The following is a 16,176-nucleotide window of genomic DNA, read 5'->3' as shown; positions in this document are numbered from 1 at the left end:
GGCTCATAGCCGCGGCCGAATTGAAGGCCCAGGCCGTCGTCCGACATGCTCGGGTGCGTGAAGTTCTCCGCGGCTCATAGCCGCGGCCGAATTGAAGGGCGACCTCGTTGATGTGCGGGTCGTCGGTGCCGAAGTTCTCCGCGGCTCATAGCCGCGGCCGAATTGAAGGACCTTCGACGCGCACGGCCCGGCCGGCTGGCGGCTCAGTTCTCCGCGGCTCATAGCCGCGGCCGAATTGAAGGGCAACCTTCGGCGAAGCGGTACAGGCCGCCAGCGACGTTCTCCGCGGCTCATAGCCGCGGCCGAATTGAAGGTCGAGCAGCGGCAGCAGCGCGACGAACGCCACCGCGTTCTCCGCGGCTCATAGCCGCGGCCGAATTGAAGGCCCAGGTTGGCGCACATCTCGGCCGAGTGGTCGTCGTTCTCCGCGGCTCATAGCCGCGGCCGAATTGAAGGTGCGGCCCTTGACATGCTCTGGAAACCTGAAGAGAAGTTCTCCGCGGCTCATAGCCGCGGCCGAATTGAAGGAAAATTGCAACGCAACTCTTGCGTCGGGTTGTCGTGTTCTCCGCGGCTCATAGCCGCGGCCGAATTGAAGGTCAACGTGCGCGCGATCTCGTTCCTGAAGCGAGAGGGTTCTCCGCGGCTCATAGCCGCGGCCGAATTGAAGGGTTTCTCCGGTTCGGGGATGCGTGTAGACTGACCGAGTTCTCCGCGGCTCATAGCCGCGGCCGAATTGAAGGCCAGTGCTCTATCACATTTTCAAACGGTTGGGGCTCGGGGTTCTCCGCGGCTCATAGCCGCGGCCGAATTGAAGGTCCTCCCCATCTGTCACGATCACGAACACCACCAGCGTTCTCCGCGGCTCATAGCCGCGGCCGAATTGAAGGTCCGCTGCCTCTTTGATAACTAGGTACTGCTCTTCGTTCTCCGCGGCTCATAGCCGCGGCCGAATTGAAGGGAGCCACTTTTTCAGCCACTCCGTGAGTAGCGGGCGTTCTCCGCGGCTCATAGCCGCGGCCGAATTGAAGGGTCCCGCATCGTGGCCGGCACCAACGGCAACGCGATGTTCTCCGCGGCTCATAGCCGCGGCCGAATTGAAGGCCGGGGAATGAGCCCGGCGAGCAACCACTACTCTGGTTCTCCGCGGCTCATAGCCGCGGCCGAATTGAAGGCCGCCTTCCCTCTGTGTTGCGTGTAGACGGGAATGAGGTTCTCCGCGGCTCATAGCCGCGGCCGAATTGAAGGGTTAGCAGTCGGGGAAACATCCTGTCACGTCGCACCTGTTCTCCGCGGCTCATAGCCGCGGCCGAATTGAAGGCTGGGCGAGCATTTGGGCATGTACCAGAAGAAGGTGGAGCAGTTCTCCGCGGCTCATAGCCGCGGCCGAATTGAAGGTGCGTGCTGGCCAGGGTCGCCTTGACGGCCTCGGCGTTCTCCGCGGCTCATAGCCGCGGCCGAATTGAAGGCATCACACATCCACTCGAAGTGATGAAACTGGTTTGGTTCTCCGCGGCTCATAGCCGCGGCCGAATTGAAGGTTATCCACAGGTTCCGCAGTCATCCGTCCCCGCCGGGTTCTCCGCGGCTCATAGCCGCGGCCGAATTGAAGTCAACGAACGCCTGGACATCGGTCGCGAGCGACTTGGGTTCTCCGCGGCTCATAGCCGCGGCCGAATTGAAGTGCGCGCACGCACTGGCACAGGTACCGCCGCCCCGGTTCTCCGCGGCTCATAGCCGCGGCCGAATTGAAGTGCGTTCCGGCACCGCGTCCGAGTGCGTGGTTTGCGCGGTTCTCCGCGGCTCATAGCCGCGGCCGAATTGAAGTGGCAGGTACTCAAGAGGGTGTGACGATGGGGTGGCAGTTCTCCGCGGCTCATAGCCGCGGCCGAATTGAAGTTCGTAGTGTCCGTTAATTCCCTTGGAACCACTCAGGTTCTCCGCGGCTCATAGCCGCGGCCGAATTGAAGTGTTTCTTCTCTGCCATGTAATCTCCTTGTTAGTTAAGGTTCTCCGCGGCTCATAGCCGCGGCCGAATTGAAGTCCGCTGGTGGCGTACCCCGGGGCGGTGCGCTTCACCGGTTCTCCGCGGCTCATAGCCGCGGCCGAATTGAAGTTCGCTGGCGTCCGCGGCCAAGTTGTCGAGCGAGAAGGTTCTCCGCGGCTCATAGCCGCGGCCGAATTGAAGTGTCACCGGCTCGGCCTCCGTGGCCCGGGCGAGTTCGGGGTTCTCCGCGGCTCATAGCCGCGGCCGAATTGAAGTACCAACTCGGCTCTGACCATCCTGTTCGAGGGTGAGGGTTCTCCGCGGCTCATAGCCGCGGCCGAATTGAAGTGTTCCCCCACTTAGTTTGTGCAAAGTAGACACCGCCGAGGTTCTCCGCGGCTCATAGCCGCGGCCGAATTGAAGTGTGAACTTGAGCTCGGCCGCGGTCGGGGTCATCTTGGGTTCTCCGCGGCTCATAGCCGCGGCCGAATTGAAGTCCCCCGTCGTCCACCAACATGACCGCCTGAAACCCGGGGTTCTCCGCGGCTCATAGCCGCGGCCGAATTGAAGTCACTCATCTAGAATCCCACCACACCCGCGGAAAAGACGTTCTCCGCGGCTCATAGCCGCGGCCGAATTGAAGTGTCGGCCCGAATGCGTGCCGCCGGTCGGACATCACCGGGTTCTCCGCGGCTCATAGCCGCGGCCGAATTGAAGTACGAGCACGGTGACGCGAGCGATCGTGCCCGTGCCGGGTTCTCCGCGGCTCATAGCCGCGGCCGAATTGAAGTTCGGCGGCGCTCAGGAACTTCAGCACGTCCCCCTTGTGGTTCTCCGCGGCTCATAGCCGCGGCCGAATTGAAGTTTGGTGTTCAGCTTGAACTGAAACCGGCCCGGAGGTCCTCCGCGGCTCATAGCCGCGGCCGAATTGAAGTTACCAGGACGCGGCGAAAACGACGCTCGCGCTCTCGCGGTTCTCCGCGGCTCATAGCCGCGGCCGAATTGAAGTTCCGGCGCTGGGGTGCCGGTTGCCCTGAATCACCAGGGTTCTCCGCGGCTCATAGCCGCGGCCGAATTGAAGTGCCGGGCGCCCCGCGCTGTCCTGCGTTGTGTTCGGGGTTCTCCGCGGCTCATAGCCGCGGCCGAATTGAAGTTCTTCGGGGCAAGCCATGTTTCCTGGCCTCCTCTGGGGTTCTCCGCGGCTCATAGCCGCGGCCGAATTGAAGTTGGAAGGACTCCGAAGAGACCGCGGAAATCCGCTGGGGGTTCTCCGCGGCTCATAGCCGCGGCCGAATTGAAGTTAGGACGTGACGCGGTAGTTGATTGTTGTCTTGGCTGGTTCTCCGCGGCTCATAGCCGCGGCCGAATTGAAGTGCACCACTCCCCTCGATGCTGAAAGTGGCGTTGCTGGGTTCTCCGCGGCTCATAGCCGCGGCCGAATTGAAGTTGGGCGCCGCTCGTGAAGGACGGCAACGAGCCCGCCGAGGTTCTCCGCGGCTCATAGCCGCGGCCGAATTGAAGTTTCACGTAGCGGGCCGTCTCGAGGTCCAGGGTCGGCGGGGTTCTCCGCGGCTCATAGCCGCGGCCGAATTGAAGTAGAACCGCGCGCGTCCCGGCCGCGTGCGCGAGCCCGGGGTTCTCCGCGGCTCATAGCCGCGGCCGAATTGAAGTGCGGGCGTCGAGCCCGAGACGCTGCGGCGGTTCACGGGGTTCTCCGCGGCTCATAGCCGCGGCCGAATTGAAGTCGACCTGTCGCCGGACAAAAGCACCCTGAACTACGAGGGTTCTCCGCGGCTCATAGCCGCGGCCGAATTGAAGTGGCTGCTTTGCGGCCCACTGTGTGAAGAACGCCATGGGTTCTCCGCGGCTCATAGCCGCGGCCGAATTGAAGTCGAGCACTGGCATCGGGGAATCTGCGGACGGGTAGGGTTCTCCGCGGCTCATAGCCGCGGCCGAATTGAAGTGGTTCGCTTCCTTTTCGGCCTCTGTAACGTGTGCAGGTTCTCCGCGGCTCATAGCCGCGGCCGAATTGAAGTGACAGGCCACCCCTCCCCAGCACACCAGACTCTAGAGGTTCTCCGCGGCTCATAGCCGCGGCCGAATTGAAGAGTGTTGCCTGACCGGTCAAGTTAACTCGAACTCTTCGGTTCTCCGCGGCTCATAGCCGCGGCCGAATTGAAGATGCGATCCGGCTTCTCTCTTCTGGACTCAGGGCCTTGGTTCTCCGCGGCTCATAGCCGCGGCCGAATTGAAGATGAGCGAACAATTCACCGCCCTCATCCAAGCTCGGAGGGTTCTCCGCGGCTCATAGCCGCGGCCGAATTGAAGGGCCCTGATCCCCTTCTCACAGCCCAACGGTCACACGGTTCTCCGCGGCTCATAGCCGCGGCCGAATTGAAGGTCATCCACTCGCTTACGGAGACTATCGAGCAGCTTTAGGGTTCTCCGCGGCTCATAGCCGCGGCCGAATTGAAGGTATGGTTTGACTCCGCTCGAAGTTTTCGATTGCATGAGGTTCTCCGCGGCTCATAGCCGCGGCCGAATTGAAGGCCGAGTGGTCCAGTGCAGAGAGTCCCAGAGTCTTTGTTCTCCGCGGCTCATAGCCGCGGCCGAATTGAAGGAAGTTCTCCTTTGGTGACTGTACTCTATCCTCTCTGGTTCTCCGCGGCTCATAGCCGCGGCCGAATTGAAGGGTCAGACTGAGTTTCGCGAGGTGATTGCAGGCTGGGGGTTCTCCGCGGCTCATAGCCGCGGCCGAATTGAAGGTCGGGGGCGTCCTGCTGGCATACCGCCACCATCCCAGTTCTCCGCGGCTCATAGCCGCGGCCGAATTGAAGGAGCCTACAGCGGACCGTGATCCGCTGAGCCGACCGCGGGTTCTCCGCGGCTCATAGCCGCGGCCGAATTGAAGGGCGCACCGGGAGCACGCCCTCCTCCGCGAACACGAGGGTTCTCCGCGGCTCATAGCCGCGGCCGAATTGAAGGTGGACGCTGTTCGCCTCCAACGCGGCCGACTTCAAGGTTCTCCGCGGCTCATAGCCGCGGCCGAATTGAAGGCCGACATGGCCAAGCAGCCGAAGAAGCCGACGGGCGGAAGGTTCTCCGCGGCTCATAGCCGCGGCCGAATTGAAGGGCTGATGCGGTTGCTCGCGAGCCCGGACGAGACGCCGGTTCTCCGCGGCTCATAGCCGCGGCCGAATTGAAGGGTGAGTGGCAGCTTCGGTCCGGCGGCCGTGAGCGCGGGTTCTCCGCGGCTCATAGCCGCGGCCGAATTGAAGGTTCATCTCCGCTGCGGTAACCATGTCCGCCACTGCCGGTTCTCCGCGGCTCATAGCCGCGGCCGAATTGAAGGGGTGTCATCTGGTGCCCCCGCTACGGCCTGCTTGCCGGTTCTCCGCGGCTCATAGCCGCGGCCGAATTGAAGGCGGGTTGTCGCTGCTCGCGAGGTCCGCTTCGAGCTGGTTCTCCGCGGCTCATAGCCGCGGCCGAATTGAAGGTTGTCGGGATGGCGGCTAGCTGCGGGATTGCCCAAGGTTCTCCGCGGCTCATAGCCGCGGCCGAATTGAAGGATCCTCGACAGCCTACCGGGCGGGCACCAGTTACGGTTCTCCGCGGCTCATAGCCGCGGCCGAATTGAAGGGCGGGCTGAACAATAGACTGTCAACAGCGAACAATAGTTCTCCGCGGCTCATAGCCGCGGCCGAATTGAAGGTCCGCCGTGTGCGATTTGACGACCCTCTCAAACCGCCGGTTCTCCGCGGCTCATAGCCGCGGCCGAATTGAAGGCCGGTCGCGTCCCGCCACGGCACCGCCGGGTACGGCCGCGGTTCTCCGCGGCTCATAGCCGCGGCCGAATTGAAGGTGTCTTGCTCGGCCATCTGCTTCGCCTGCGCCGTGGTTCTCCGCGGCTCATAGCCGCGGCCGAATTGAAGGGCGGAGCCCGGGAAGGTGGCGCCCGGGGTGTCCGTGGTTCTCCGCGGCTCATAGCCGCGGCCGAATTGAAGGGGCCGAATCCCGGGTCTGCGCGTCGTCGATGACGGCCGGTTCTCCGCGGCTCATAGCCGCGGCCGAATTGAAGGCCTGAACTGTTCGGTGAGAACTTCGCGAACAAGGTGAGGTTCTCCGCGGCTCATAGCCGCGGCCGAATTGAAGGCACACGGTCACCGGGTTCTTCCCCACCCGCTTTGCGAGGGTTCTCCGCGGCTCATAGCCGCGGCCGAATTGAAGGCCGTTGCCTGCGGCGTGCCCACCACACACGTGACTGGGTTCTCCGCGGCTCATAGCCGCGGCCGAATTGAAGGGACAGCCCCGCGGACGACACCGCGCGGGCCGTGTAGGTTCTCCGCGGCTCATAGCCGCGGCCGAATTGAAGGGGAGCCCCACGGGTCGCCGAACTGGTCCAGGATGAAGGTTCTCCGCGGCTCATAGCCGCGGCCGAATTGAAGGACCCCCGGCGACTTCGCGCGAATCGTCCAGACCGGCGGTTCTCCGCGGCTCATAGCCGCGGCCGAATTGAAGGTGTATACATATGTAGTCGGCTGAGTGTGAGTTCTGAGGTTCTCCGCGGCTCATAGCCGCGGCCGAATTGAAGGAATTGGGTACTATCACAGACGCTTTCCTCAACCAGGGTTCTCCGCGGCTCATAGCCGCGGCCGAATTGAAGGCCGACCGTTCAGCGGTTGCAGCCCATCGTGGAGCGGGGTTCTCCGCGGCTCATAGCCGCGGCCGAATTGAAGGAGTCTCGCCCGCTGGCTGCTGAGTTGCTCGCGCGGCTGGTTCTCCGCGGCTCATAGCCGCGGCCGAATTGAAGGATCGTCTTGTGCGTGGCGTCCACGGTGAACCCCGCGCGTTCTCCGCGGCTCATAGCCGCGGCCGAATTGAAGGTGCCCGGCCGATGTCACGCAGGCGGCGCGGGCGCAAGGTTCTCCGCGGCTCATAGCCGCGGCCGAATTGAAGGTCCCGATGCTGGTGGACGCGCTTGAGGCATACGGCGAGGGTTCTCCGCGGCTCATAGCCGCGGCCGAATTGAAGGCTGACCTACCAGAGTATGCGGCCGGTGGTGGTGAGGGTTCTCCGCGGCTCATAGCCGCGGCCGAATTGAAGGGTCAAGGACGGCACCACGCGCCCGTACACGGCCCCGTTCTCCGCGGCTCATAGCCGCGGCCGAATTGAAGGGGCGCGCCCACGCACCGCCGCCGGTTGTTCCTGGTGGTTCTCCGCGGCTCATAGCCGCGGCCGAATTGAAGGCGGACCCTGTTCCCGCGAGGCTACTTCCGGACGAGCGTTCTCCGCGGCTCATAGCCGCGGCCGAATTGAAGGACGATTCCCGACCTGAGCGCCTACGCGGCGGTGACGTTCTCCGCGGCTCATAGCCGCGGCCGAATTGAAGGGCTTCGGCCCGGGCGCGCAGTTGGTCCCAGGTCGCGGCGGGGAGCCGCTTACCGAAGTTCTCCGCGGCTCATAGCCGCGGCCGAATTGAAGGCACGGGCGGGGAGATGGTCGTGTTCGGGGGCTCGGAGTTCTCCGCGGCTCATAGCCGCGGCCGAATTGAAGGTTGGAATACTTGACAGCTTCATCCCGCACCGCCCGTGTTCTCCGCGGCTCATAGCCGCGGCCGAATTGAAGGGCCGACTTCGCAGAGCTTGACGAACTGTACGAAGACGCGTTCTCCGCGGCTCATAGCCGCGGCCGAATTGAAGGTCGCGCATCGCGCCCCGTGGTGGCGCGAAGTCCACGTGGGTTCTCCGCGGCTCATAGCCGCGGCCGAATTGAAGGACCTTTGCCCACGAGTCGAGGAACGCCGTGACGCGCGGTTCTCCGCGGCTCATAGCCGCGGCCGAATTGAAGGCAGAAGATCGACACGTCCGGCCGCGGCGGCCCGGCGGTTCTCCGCGGCTCATAGCCGCGGCCGAATTGAAGGCGCACGTTTGGGCCGAACTGTCACTGGCGTGCTGGGGTTCTCCGCGGCTCATAGCCGCGGCCGAATTGAAGGGTGTCCCTGTTCACCAACTTGCACGAACGTGACGCGGTTCTCCGCGGCTCATAGCCGCGGCCGAATTGAAGGCTCCTTTTCGGAAGTCAAAACAATCTGACTGTGAAGTTCTCCGCGGCTCATAGCCGCGGCCGAATTGAAGGGTTGTTCGGGATGCTCGCCTGAATCTTGTACGGCGTGTTCTCCGCGGCTCATAGCCGCGGCCGAATTGAAGGGTATGGTTGCTTGTTTTCCATGCCTGAAGCCTACCAGTTCTCCGCAGCTCATAGCCGCGGCCGAATTGAAGGGGCTCCAACGATACTTGCAGAGTAACCAGTTTCTAAGTTCTCCGCGGCTCATAGCCGCGGCCGAATTGAAGGTCGCCCCGCGCGAGGTAACCTGCATGGCGGCCGGGCGTTCTCCGCGGCTCATAGCCGCGGCCGAATTGAAGGTTGGTGGCCGGCACGACAATCGTCGTCATCCGGCCCGCGGGTTCTCCGCGGCTCATAGCCGCGGCCGAATTGAAGGGCCACGTCGCCGATCGGCACACCGCGGCTCACGAGGTTCTCCGCGGCTCATAGCCGCGGCCGAATTGAAGGTACAGCGAGGAGTTACCCGCGTCGGTGTGTGACCGGTTCTCCGCGGCTCATAGCCGCGGCCGAATTGAAGGGCCTGGGCGATTTGCTTCTGGTCCATGAACCCCGGCGGTTCTCCGCGGCTCATAGCCGCGGCCGAATTGAAGGGGCAACGGCCTGCCGCGCGCTGTCCGTGAGCGTCGTTCTCCGCGGCTCATAGCCGCGGCCGAATTGAAGGCCTCGCCTTGCCTCGCCAAACCTCACCAAGCCCCGGCGTTCTCCGCGGCTCATAGCCGCGGCCGAATTGAAGGGGCGAGCCGAGAACGTCGCCGCGCCACGCGCCGGCCGTTCTCCGCGGCTCATAGCCGCGGCCGAATTGAAGGTCGACAACTTTTCAACAATCTGTGGGTTGGTCATTTCGTTCTCCGCGGCTCATAGCCGCGGCCGAATTGAAGCTGACCGATTACGTCGGCGGGCACCACGGCACCCTGGGTTCTCCGCGGCTCATAGCCGCGGCCGAATTGAAGCCCGATGTCCCGCGCGATCCGCACCGGGCGTGTGGCCCAGGGTAAACGCACTCAATCTGCTGGAAAGCGTTGAGGATTAGCGGCCTGCGACGCGCGTGACTGGGTGGCCATCGCAGGCCCGCCTTCTCGTTGGTGTTGCGACGCCATACGATTCCGGCTTGGCCCCCACCGACTTGGAGTCCGCCGATGAGTGCCGCGCCCGGCCCGCGCCCGTTGATGGAGTACACGGCCCGGATCCCGGACCCGCGGGTCGAGTTGAAGTGCCTGCACGACTTGATCGATGTCATCATGATCGTCACCTGCGGGACGATCGTGGGTACCGATGACTTCGTGTCGATCGCGGACTTTGCCCGGGCCAAGGAGAGTTGGCCCCGAGATCGCCCGGGGCTGAAGTGGCGGAACGGGATCCCGTGTCACGACGCCCGGAACCGGGTGCTCGCCCTGGTCCGGCCGGAGGCGCTCCACCGGTCCTTCGTGGCCGGGGTGGCGGATGTGTCCGCGGGGCTCCAGGTGCCCCACATCCCGATCGACGGGAAGACCATGCGGGTTCCAAGCGGGTCACCGGCACGGGAGCTCGCAAGGCCACCCACGCGCGGACGATGTGGGCTCCGCCGTTGGGCCTCACCCTGGCCCAGGTGAAGACCGGCGAGAAGTCCAACGAGATCACCGCGATCCCCGAGTTGAAGTTCCCCACGTTTGGTGGGCAGCGGGAAAGCGGTGTAAACTCTGAGGCTCACCAAGTTTGGTGGACACGAGGTTAGCGGTGTAGACTCAAGCCAAGGAGTCCACCGGTGCCCCGCAAGCGTTCGACGTACACGGCTGAGTTCGAGCTGTCGGCCGTGAAGATGATCCTCGATCAGAAGCGGTCCGTCGCCGAGGCCGCGCGTCGTCTGGGTGTCAGCGAGAACCGGTTGCACGCCTGGAAGAAGGCGGTCGCCACGGACGGGGCCAACGCCTTCCCGGGCCACGGCAACCCGACGCCGGCCGAGGGCGAACTGCGACGACTGCGGGCCGAGAATGCCCGGCTGCGGGCCGAGCGGGATCTGCTAGAGCGTTTTCAGGTAATACGTAGCGACTCTGGGGTCATCAGCGCTTTGAAAAATAGGCGTTGCATGCTCGGAGAGCCGCTACGCATTACCTGAAAGTGCTCTAGATCATCCGGGCTGAATCGGGCTTCCATGAGGGCGGGTAGGTTCGCTAGATTCACACATTTAGCGGCCGACCCGCGTACGTCCACTTGTACGGCTTCGCTAGCGTGCTGTTGTAATAGTCAATGAACTTCAGGATGCGATCCCGCAGATCGTCCGTCGATCGGAACACCCCGCGACGGATCACCCGCCGGCTTAATACGCTGAACCAGATCTCGATCTGATTCAACCACGAGGTATGCTTCGGCACGTACACGAACCGCACCCGGTGGCTCGCGTCGGTCAAGAACGCCTTCCGCGTGGCCACGGATTTCAGCACCCCGCTCTGGCCCTTCGCTCCGAGCGTGTCCGTTGGGCTCCCGCATAACCCCGCGATCAACAGCACCAAGGTCGCCGAGCAATGGGTCGTCAGGTTGTCGGCCACGAAGATCCAACCGGCCGACGGGTCCGTGGCGATGGTGCGTGCGATGTGCGTGGCGAAGTCGGCCTCGCCGCGGGTCTTCTGGACGGTCGGAGCGATCACCTGGCCGGTTGCCACTTCGAAGTTGCCGATGAGCGTTTGCGTGCCGTGCCGCGTGTATTCGAACTCGCGCCGTTCCACCTGGCCGGGTCGCATCGGCTTGGTCGGGGCCTTCGGCTCGAGCGCCTGAATGCCCGTCTTCTCATCCACGCACACCGTGTGAGTGCCCTCCTTCTCCCGCCGCTGCGGCGCGTCTCGGTACGTCGCGCAGGCGTCACGCACTTGCGGCTCAAAGGCGGCCACGTCCTTCGGATGGGCGTTGAGCCAGTACCGGCTCTTGTGCGGTTGAAGTTCCGCCGCCTTTTAAAAGGCGTCCGACCTGTCGGACGGAAATCGAGGTCACGATGCCACGTTTGCGAACCTCTTCGGTCAACTCACGCGGGGTCCAGTGCGTGACCGGCCGCCCGGATTCCTCGGGTGGCTCGCACGCCACCGCCAGGATCCGGGCGATCTGCTCGGCCGTGAACGTGCCCCCACAACCGGCCCGCGGCAAATCGCCGAGCACCGCTTCAATGGCGGCACGCAGCGCCGGCGGCTTCTCGACGCATTCGACGACCGTCAACCGCTCGAACGCGTTCTGCCACCGCCGCCGCCAGGTGCCGATACCGTGCCGCTCACACCGGAGCTGTTGGGCGATCGGGTCGTTCTTGAGGCCGCCGAACGCGCGCAGGATGATTTCCGCGCGGTGGGCCAACCCGCGCGGGCACGACCGCGAAACGACCATCGCTTGCAGCACCTGCTGCTGACGTTCGGTCATGACCACCTTGGCCGCCATCCCGGGCATGACACAGGGCCGTTCCGTTATTCATGTTGGGGGATCCCGATAAGCCGTTGGGCGTGATCGGGGTGTACCTGGAGCCACTCAATGGCCTCGGAACAACTGTTGGCGGGTACGGTGTGTAACAAGTGGATCACGGCGTTCCGGAGCGCGGCCAGCACCTGCGGCGCGGCACCCCGTCGCACCCGGCACGCATCCTCGCGCAGAGTCACATCCCGCACGTAGTGCAGTTGGTTCTCGATGAGCCAATGCGACCGGAGCCAGTCCAGAAGTGCTCGTGCGTCGGCCCGCTCCCCGGATAGGCTGGTGATCCCGTGTGACACCTCGACGGTGGTCACACCTCGGATCGTCCGCTTGCGGGTCACCCGGAATCCTTGCTTCAGCCCGGCCCACCGGTCGTGGGCGGTTAGCACCGGAGTGGTGCGCACGGTCCGCGCCTCGATCCGCCCGTGCCCCTTGTCCACCGTCGTGGCCTGGCGCCCCAGTTGCTCGAGCGTTGGGACCGGCTCAGGGGGACGTGGCCGCCGCGAGTCCTCGGGCGGCGTCCTCGAACCCCAATCCGGCCTCGATGTCGCTCACCAACCCCGGTTGGTTGTCCTTGGCCACCAGCACGTAATGGCCCCCGCCCGCGATCACCTGTTGGGCCAGATCACGCTGACCGAACATGGCGTCCCCGGTGAGCACCGAACCGGCCACCGGTACGATCCCCAACAACGTTAGGGCCGCCTTGTGCTCGTTGGTCTTGGCGTCCACCCGCACCTGGGCCAGCACCGCGCGCGCCGCCGGGGCGTAGGCCGCCACCAGGTGCGCGCCCGGCACCTCCCCATCCCGGCTGCCGCGCAACGTCTTGCCATCCAGGGCGATGTGGGCCCGGGCCACGGGGCCGACGCGCCCGTCGAGCCACCGGGTCCGGGCCGCTTCGAGTTGCTGGGGATCGAACCGGCGCAGGGTCCGGGACCGGGTCGACGCGGCCGGGGTCTTGCCGCGTCGGAACCCGAGCGCGTGGGCCAGCGGGACCCCGTGCTGGCGCCCGAACCGAGCGATCCCCTGGAGGCTGGTGCGCCCCATCAGAAGGGCCAACGTGACCAACCCGAGCACTGCCGGCAGCGGGTGGATCAGGCCCTGCAACCCGCGCGGGTCCGGGATCGTTGACAACTCCTCATACAGCGAGCGCGCGGGCATCGAGCACCTCGGGTCGAAGGAGTTCCCCATCTACCCAACAAACCCGCTCGCGCCAAGATGAAATAAGGAACGGCCCTGCATTAACTCCCGCGGGTCGATCTTGCGTCCGGCGGAGAAGATGGCAAAGTAGGCCCTCGGTTGGAAGCCCGATTCAGCCCGGATGATCTAGTGAGTTGCGGACGCTATGCGCGGCTCCGCGCCCGCCCCATCGCCGGGGGCCGCTCCGGCCTTACCAGCACGCAGTTTGTCTTGCTCTCGTAACAGGGAGAGACGCGGACCGCATGCGCCACGATTGCCGTCACTTCGGCAGTTCGTGAATCGTGTTGTGGATCGTCCCCGTCACCGCCCGGCCGTCCCGGCCCTTCACGCGGTACGCGATCTCCATACCCCAGGTCGGTGCGAGGTCCGGGAGGTCCAGACGCACCGTCTTGCCGTCGGCCGAAACGGTCGCTTTCTGAACCGCGAGCGGGCGCTCGTCGACGTGCTTCGACCCGTAGTTCTGGCTCCGCTTCAGCCCCCACACCTTCACCGCGTAGTTCTTCGGGTCGGCCGCGGCGGTCGCGTCCAGCGGGTCGGTGAACGTCACCTCCACGCCCCCCGCCCGCGCCTTCAGCACCACCGGCAGGTCGGCGGGCCGGCCCGTGTACCGTACCCGGTAGAACCCGCCCGCGGCGGTCTGGTTACCCGCCCAGGCGAACATGCCGCACACGTACAACTGCCCGTCGACCGGCCCGAACCGCGGGCGCATGATCCCGGTGGGGAACGTCGGCAGCGGCAGCGCGCACATCCCGCCCTGCGCCTGACCGTTCACCACCTCGTGCGGCACCACGTACAGCTTCCCGTGCCCGTATGAGGTGTTCAGCAGCGCCCCTTTCAGCGGCCCCCAATTGTCGCTCGTCACCCACACCAGTTCCGCCGGCGAGCGGTCGAAGCTGTTGGTGATCCAGCACAGCGGCTGCTTCATCGCCGCGTCGCTCGTGTCGGTGAGGTCGGTGTAGCCCCACATGTTCCCGTAGAACCCGCCCTTCGTGACGAGGTTGATGCGGTTCTTTGGCGTCCAGAACCCCTCCTGGTCCGTCACGAAGAACGTGCCGTCCGGGTTCAGGCACACCCCGTTCGCGGCCCGGAACCCGGTGGCCAGGACCTCCGTCTTCGAGCCGTCCTTCGCCACCTTCAGCAGCGTGCCGTGGTGCGGCACCAGCGCCGGGAGCGCGTGCCGGCCGCTCTTGGCGTAGTAGAAGTTCCCGTCGGCGTCGGTCTGGAGCCCCATCGCGAACTCGTGGAAGTGCTCCGTCACCTGGTGGTCGCTGTTGAAGCACTCGTAGAAGTCCGCTTCGCCGTCGCCGTTGAGGTCGCGCAGCGTCACGATCTGGTCGCGGCAGCACACGAAGATCGCCCCGTCGCGCACCTTCAGCCCGAGCGGCTGAAACAGCCCGGACGCGATCCGCTGCCACGTCAGCGCGCCGCCGGGGGCGCCGAGGCCACTTACCAGCCACACGTCGCCGTCCCAGGAGCACACGGCCATCTGCCGGCCGCCCGGGAGGAAGTCGAACCCGGTGAGCCGCAGTTGCGCGTTCCACGGGTTAGGCTCCGGCAGCCCGAACGTGTCCACCGCGAACGGACCGCTGTCTTTGCCAACCGTCACGGCCGTTTTGAGCACCTCCGGCCACCGCCGCGGCCCGCCCGCCGTGAGCGGCGCGAGAGCGACCGGGGCCGGCGAGGTCTTCGCGTACCCCTGGAGCGCCGCGGCCGTGCCCTTCGCCAGCAACACCTTCACCCGCCGCGGCTCGCGCCGGGCCGGCACCTTCAGCAGCACGAAGCCGTCCGCCCGCGCGAGTTCCGCGCCCGGTTCGCCCACCAGTTCCACCGCGACGCCGTCCGGCGCCAGCCGCGCGAGCAGGTCGTGCGCGGTCGGGCCGAACTCCAGCGTGCGCGTGAAGACCGCGACGCCCGGCTGTTTCGGGTCGCTCTCCGTCCCGAACAGTTCCAGCACGTCCGCCCGGCCGACGCGGTACGACAGAACGGTGCGGTCGCCGTACTGATAGGCGCCTTTGAACGCGGCCCACGATTTCGGCAGCGGGCCGTAGGGGCGCTTGTCGCGGCCGAGCGGTCGCGGGTCACGGAAGCCGCCGGTTTCGGGGTCGGCCCAGCCCGGCCCGACCGGCAGCGCGAACGCCACGTCGCCCGCGAGTTTCGGATGGATCTGGTGCTGGCCGTTGAAGTGGATGCCCTTCCAGTCGATGAAGCCGTCGCCGGCCCACGCCGCCGCGAACCGCATGGTGTCGTGGTCGAACAGCGCCCACCGCTTCCCGCGGGACACGCCGCCGGCGCCCGCGTCGAGGCGCACCGCGACGCCCTTGTACGCGGTGTTCGGCCCCGGCCCGCCCACCTCGTAGGTGTTCATCAGGCTCGGGCCGTAGTCCGCCGCGGCCCACGGCTCGACGTTCGCCGGGGCCGGGCCGAACTCGCCCTTCTTGCCCGCGGGCAGCTTGGCCAGGTAGGCGTCGTCGGCCTTCGTGTACCGGCCGGGGTTGTGCGGCTTCAGGTACGTTTCGCGGATGTAGTGGATCACGTCGTACTTCTGCCGCGGCACCATCCACGTCTGCGGGGCCATCAGGCCGTACCCGCGGGTGAGCGTCTGGTACAGGCTGTAGGGGTCGCTCCCGTTCTTGAACGCGTGCGCGGCGAACCGCGGCGACGCGGGCAGCGAGCCGGGCTGGTCCTTGGTGCCGTGGCAGTTCGCGCACACCCGCGCGTAAATCGCCTCGCCGCGCCGCAGCGCCTTGTCGTCGAGGGCGCGGATAAGGCCGGTGTGGTCGAGGTCCTTTTCGTACCCGGGTATCACGAGCGCCGTCACCGGTGGGCGCAGCTCACGCGCCCGCCCCGGCCCGCCCTCGGCAACCTCAATGAGGTACCGCGCGAGGTCGAGGAACTGCTGCCGGTCGGACAGCAGGTCCGCCAGCCCGTCGGGCATGAGCGACTGCGCGGCGGTCGTGCGCTTCGCCACGTCCGCTTTCGGAACGCTGACCCGGCGGCCGTTCGCCGCGGGGTCAACGAGCGCGAGCGCGTCGGCCGTTTCGCCCGCGAGCAGCCCGGTGATCGTGCGGTCGTCGGTGGTGATGACCGTGACCGTTTCGTAGCCCTTTTTGATCTGCTTCGAGGGGGCGAGGACCGATTCGATCAGGTGCTCGGCGGTCGTCCCCTTGTCCGCGCGCGCCAGGTCCGGGCCGAGGGGTACGCCCGCCTCCGCGTCGTGGCACTTGGCGCAGCCGAGGAACGGCTGGAAGAACAGCACCGCGCCGCGGGCGGCGTCGCCCCGGGTCCGCGCGTCCTTCGCGAGCGCCGCGGGCGGTTCCGTCGCGAGCCGCCGCGCGAGCGACTCGGGCTGCGCGCTCAGGTGCGGGGACAGGCACGCCGCCGCAACGAGCGCGAGCGGCACCGGGCGCCAGTGGTGTGTCATAACGGCCTCATCAGGTGTGCCGGAGTCC

At 66.0% G+C, this 16,176-nt stretch carries 5 protein-coding genes, 2 pseudogenes and 1 CRISPR repeat array (1 of these 8 only partly in view); of the genes and pseudogenes, 2 read left to right on the top strand and 5 right to left on the bottom strand.

Annotation, left to right across the window (positions count from 1 at the left end; genetic code table 11):
• Positions 1 to 9,061: a CRISPR direct-repeat array (repeat unit 36 nt; unit sequence GTTCTCCGCGGCTCATAGCCGCGGCCGAATTGAAGG) (it extends 5,879 nt beyond the left edge of the window).
• A gap of 185 nt (positions 9,062 to 9,246) precedes the next feature.
• Both R5W23_RS05870 and R5W23_RS05865 read left to right on the top strand, forming a co-directional pair.
• Positions 9,247 to 9,743, top strand: a pseudogene (locus R5W23_RS05870) (ISAs1 family transposase); the annotation flags it as partial.
• A gap of 108 nt (positions 9,744 to 9,851) precedes the next feature.
• A pseudogene (locus tag R5W23_RS05865) lies at positions 9,852 to 10,106 on the top strand (transposase); the annotation flags it as partial.
• Positions 10,107 to 10,263: 157 nt separating this feature from the next.
• Here the strand turns inward: R5W23_RS05865 and R5W23_RS05860 are convergent.
• From R5W23_RS05860 to R5W23_RS05840, 5 genes are all read right to left on the bottom strand, one after another.
• A complete protein-coding gene (locus tag R5W23_RS05860) occupies positions 10,264 to 10,950 on the bottom strand; it encodes a transposase (RefSeq protein ID WP_320685526.1) in 687 nt (228 codons plus the stop codon).
• 7 nt (positions 10,951 to 10,957) lie between these two features.
• Complete coding sequence (locus R5W23_RS05855; protein ID WP_320685525.1) at positions 10,958 to 11,485, bottom strand: helix-turn-helix domain-containing protein; 528 nt, start codon at positions 11,483 to 11,485, stop codon at positions 10,958 to 10,960.
• A gap of 44 nt (positions 11,486 to 11,529) precedes the next feature.
• A complete protein-coding gene (locus R5W23_RS05850) occupies positions 11,530 to 11,991 on the bottom strand; it encodes an ISAs1 family transposase (protein WP_456320361.1) in 462 nt (153 codons plus the stop codon).
• A 22-nt stretch (positions 11,992 to 12,013) separates the two neighbouring features.
• Positions 12,014 to 12,688 carry an ISAs1 family transposase gene (locus R5W23_RS05845; protein ID WP_320685523.1) on the bottom strand — a complete coding sequence of 225 codons (675 nt, stop codon included), beginning with the start codon at positions 12,686 to 12,688 and terminating at the stop codon, positions 12,014 to 12,016.
• Between the two features lie 298 nt (positions 12,689 to 12,986).
• Entirely contained in the window at positions 12,987 to 16,148 is a 3,162-nt protein-coding gene (locus tag R5W23_RS05840) for a DUF6797 domain-containing protein (RefSeq protein WP_320685522.1), read from the bottom strand.
• Positions 16,149 to 16,176 lie beyond the last annotated feature (28 nt).

Source organism: Gemmata algarum (assembly GCF_034097035.1).
Taxonomy (GTDB): Bacteria; Planctomycetota; Planctomycetia; order Gemmatales; family Gemmataceae; genus Gemmata; species Gemmata algarum.
Note: the sequence above shows the minus strand (reverse complement) of the source record. Positions and strands in the feature narration are given on the sequence as shown.

Coding starts and splice junctions, on each gene's coding strand:
- R5W23_RS05845 (WP_320685523.1), bottom strand. CDS start 12,688: ATGCCCGCGCGCTCGCTGTATGAGGAGTTGTCAACGATCCCGGACCCG.
- R5W23_RS05840 (WP_320685522.1), bottom strand. CDS start 16,148: ATGACACACCACTGGCGCCCGGTGCCGCTCGCGCTCGTTGCGGCGGCG.
- R5W23_RS05855 (WP_320685525.1), bottom strand. CDS start 11,485: ATGACCGAACGTCAGCAGCAGGTGCTGCAAGCGATGGTCGTTTCGCGG.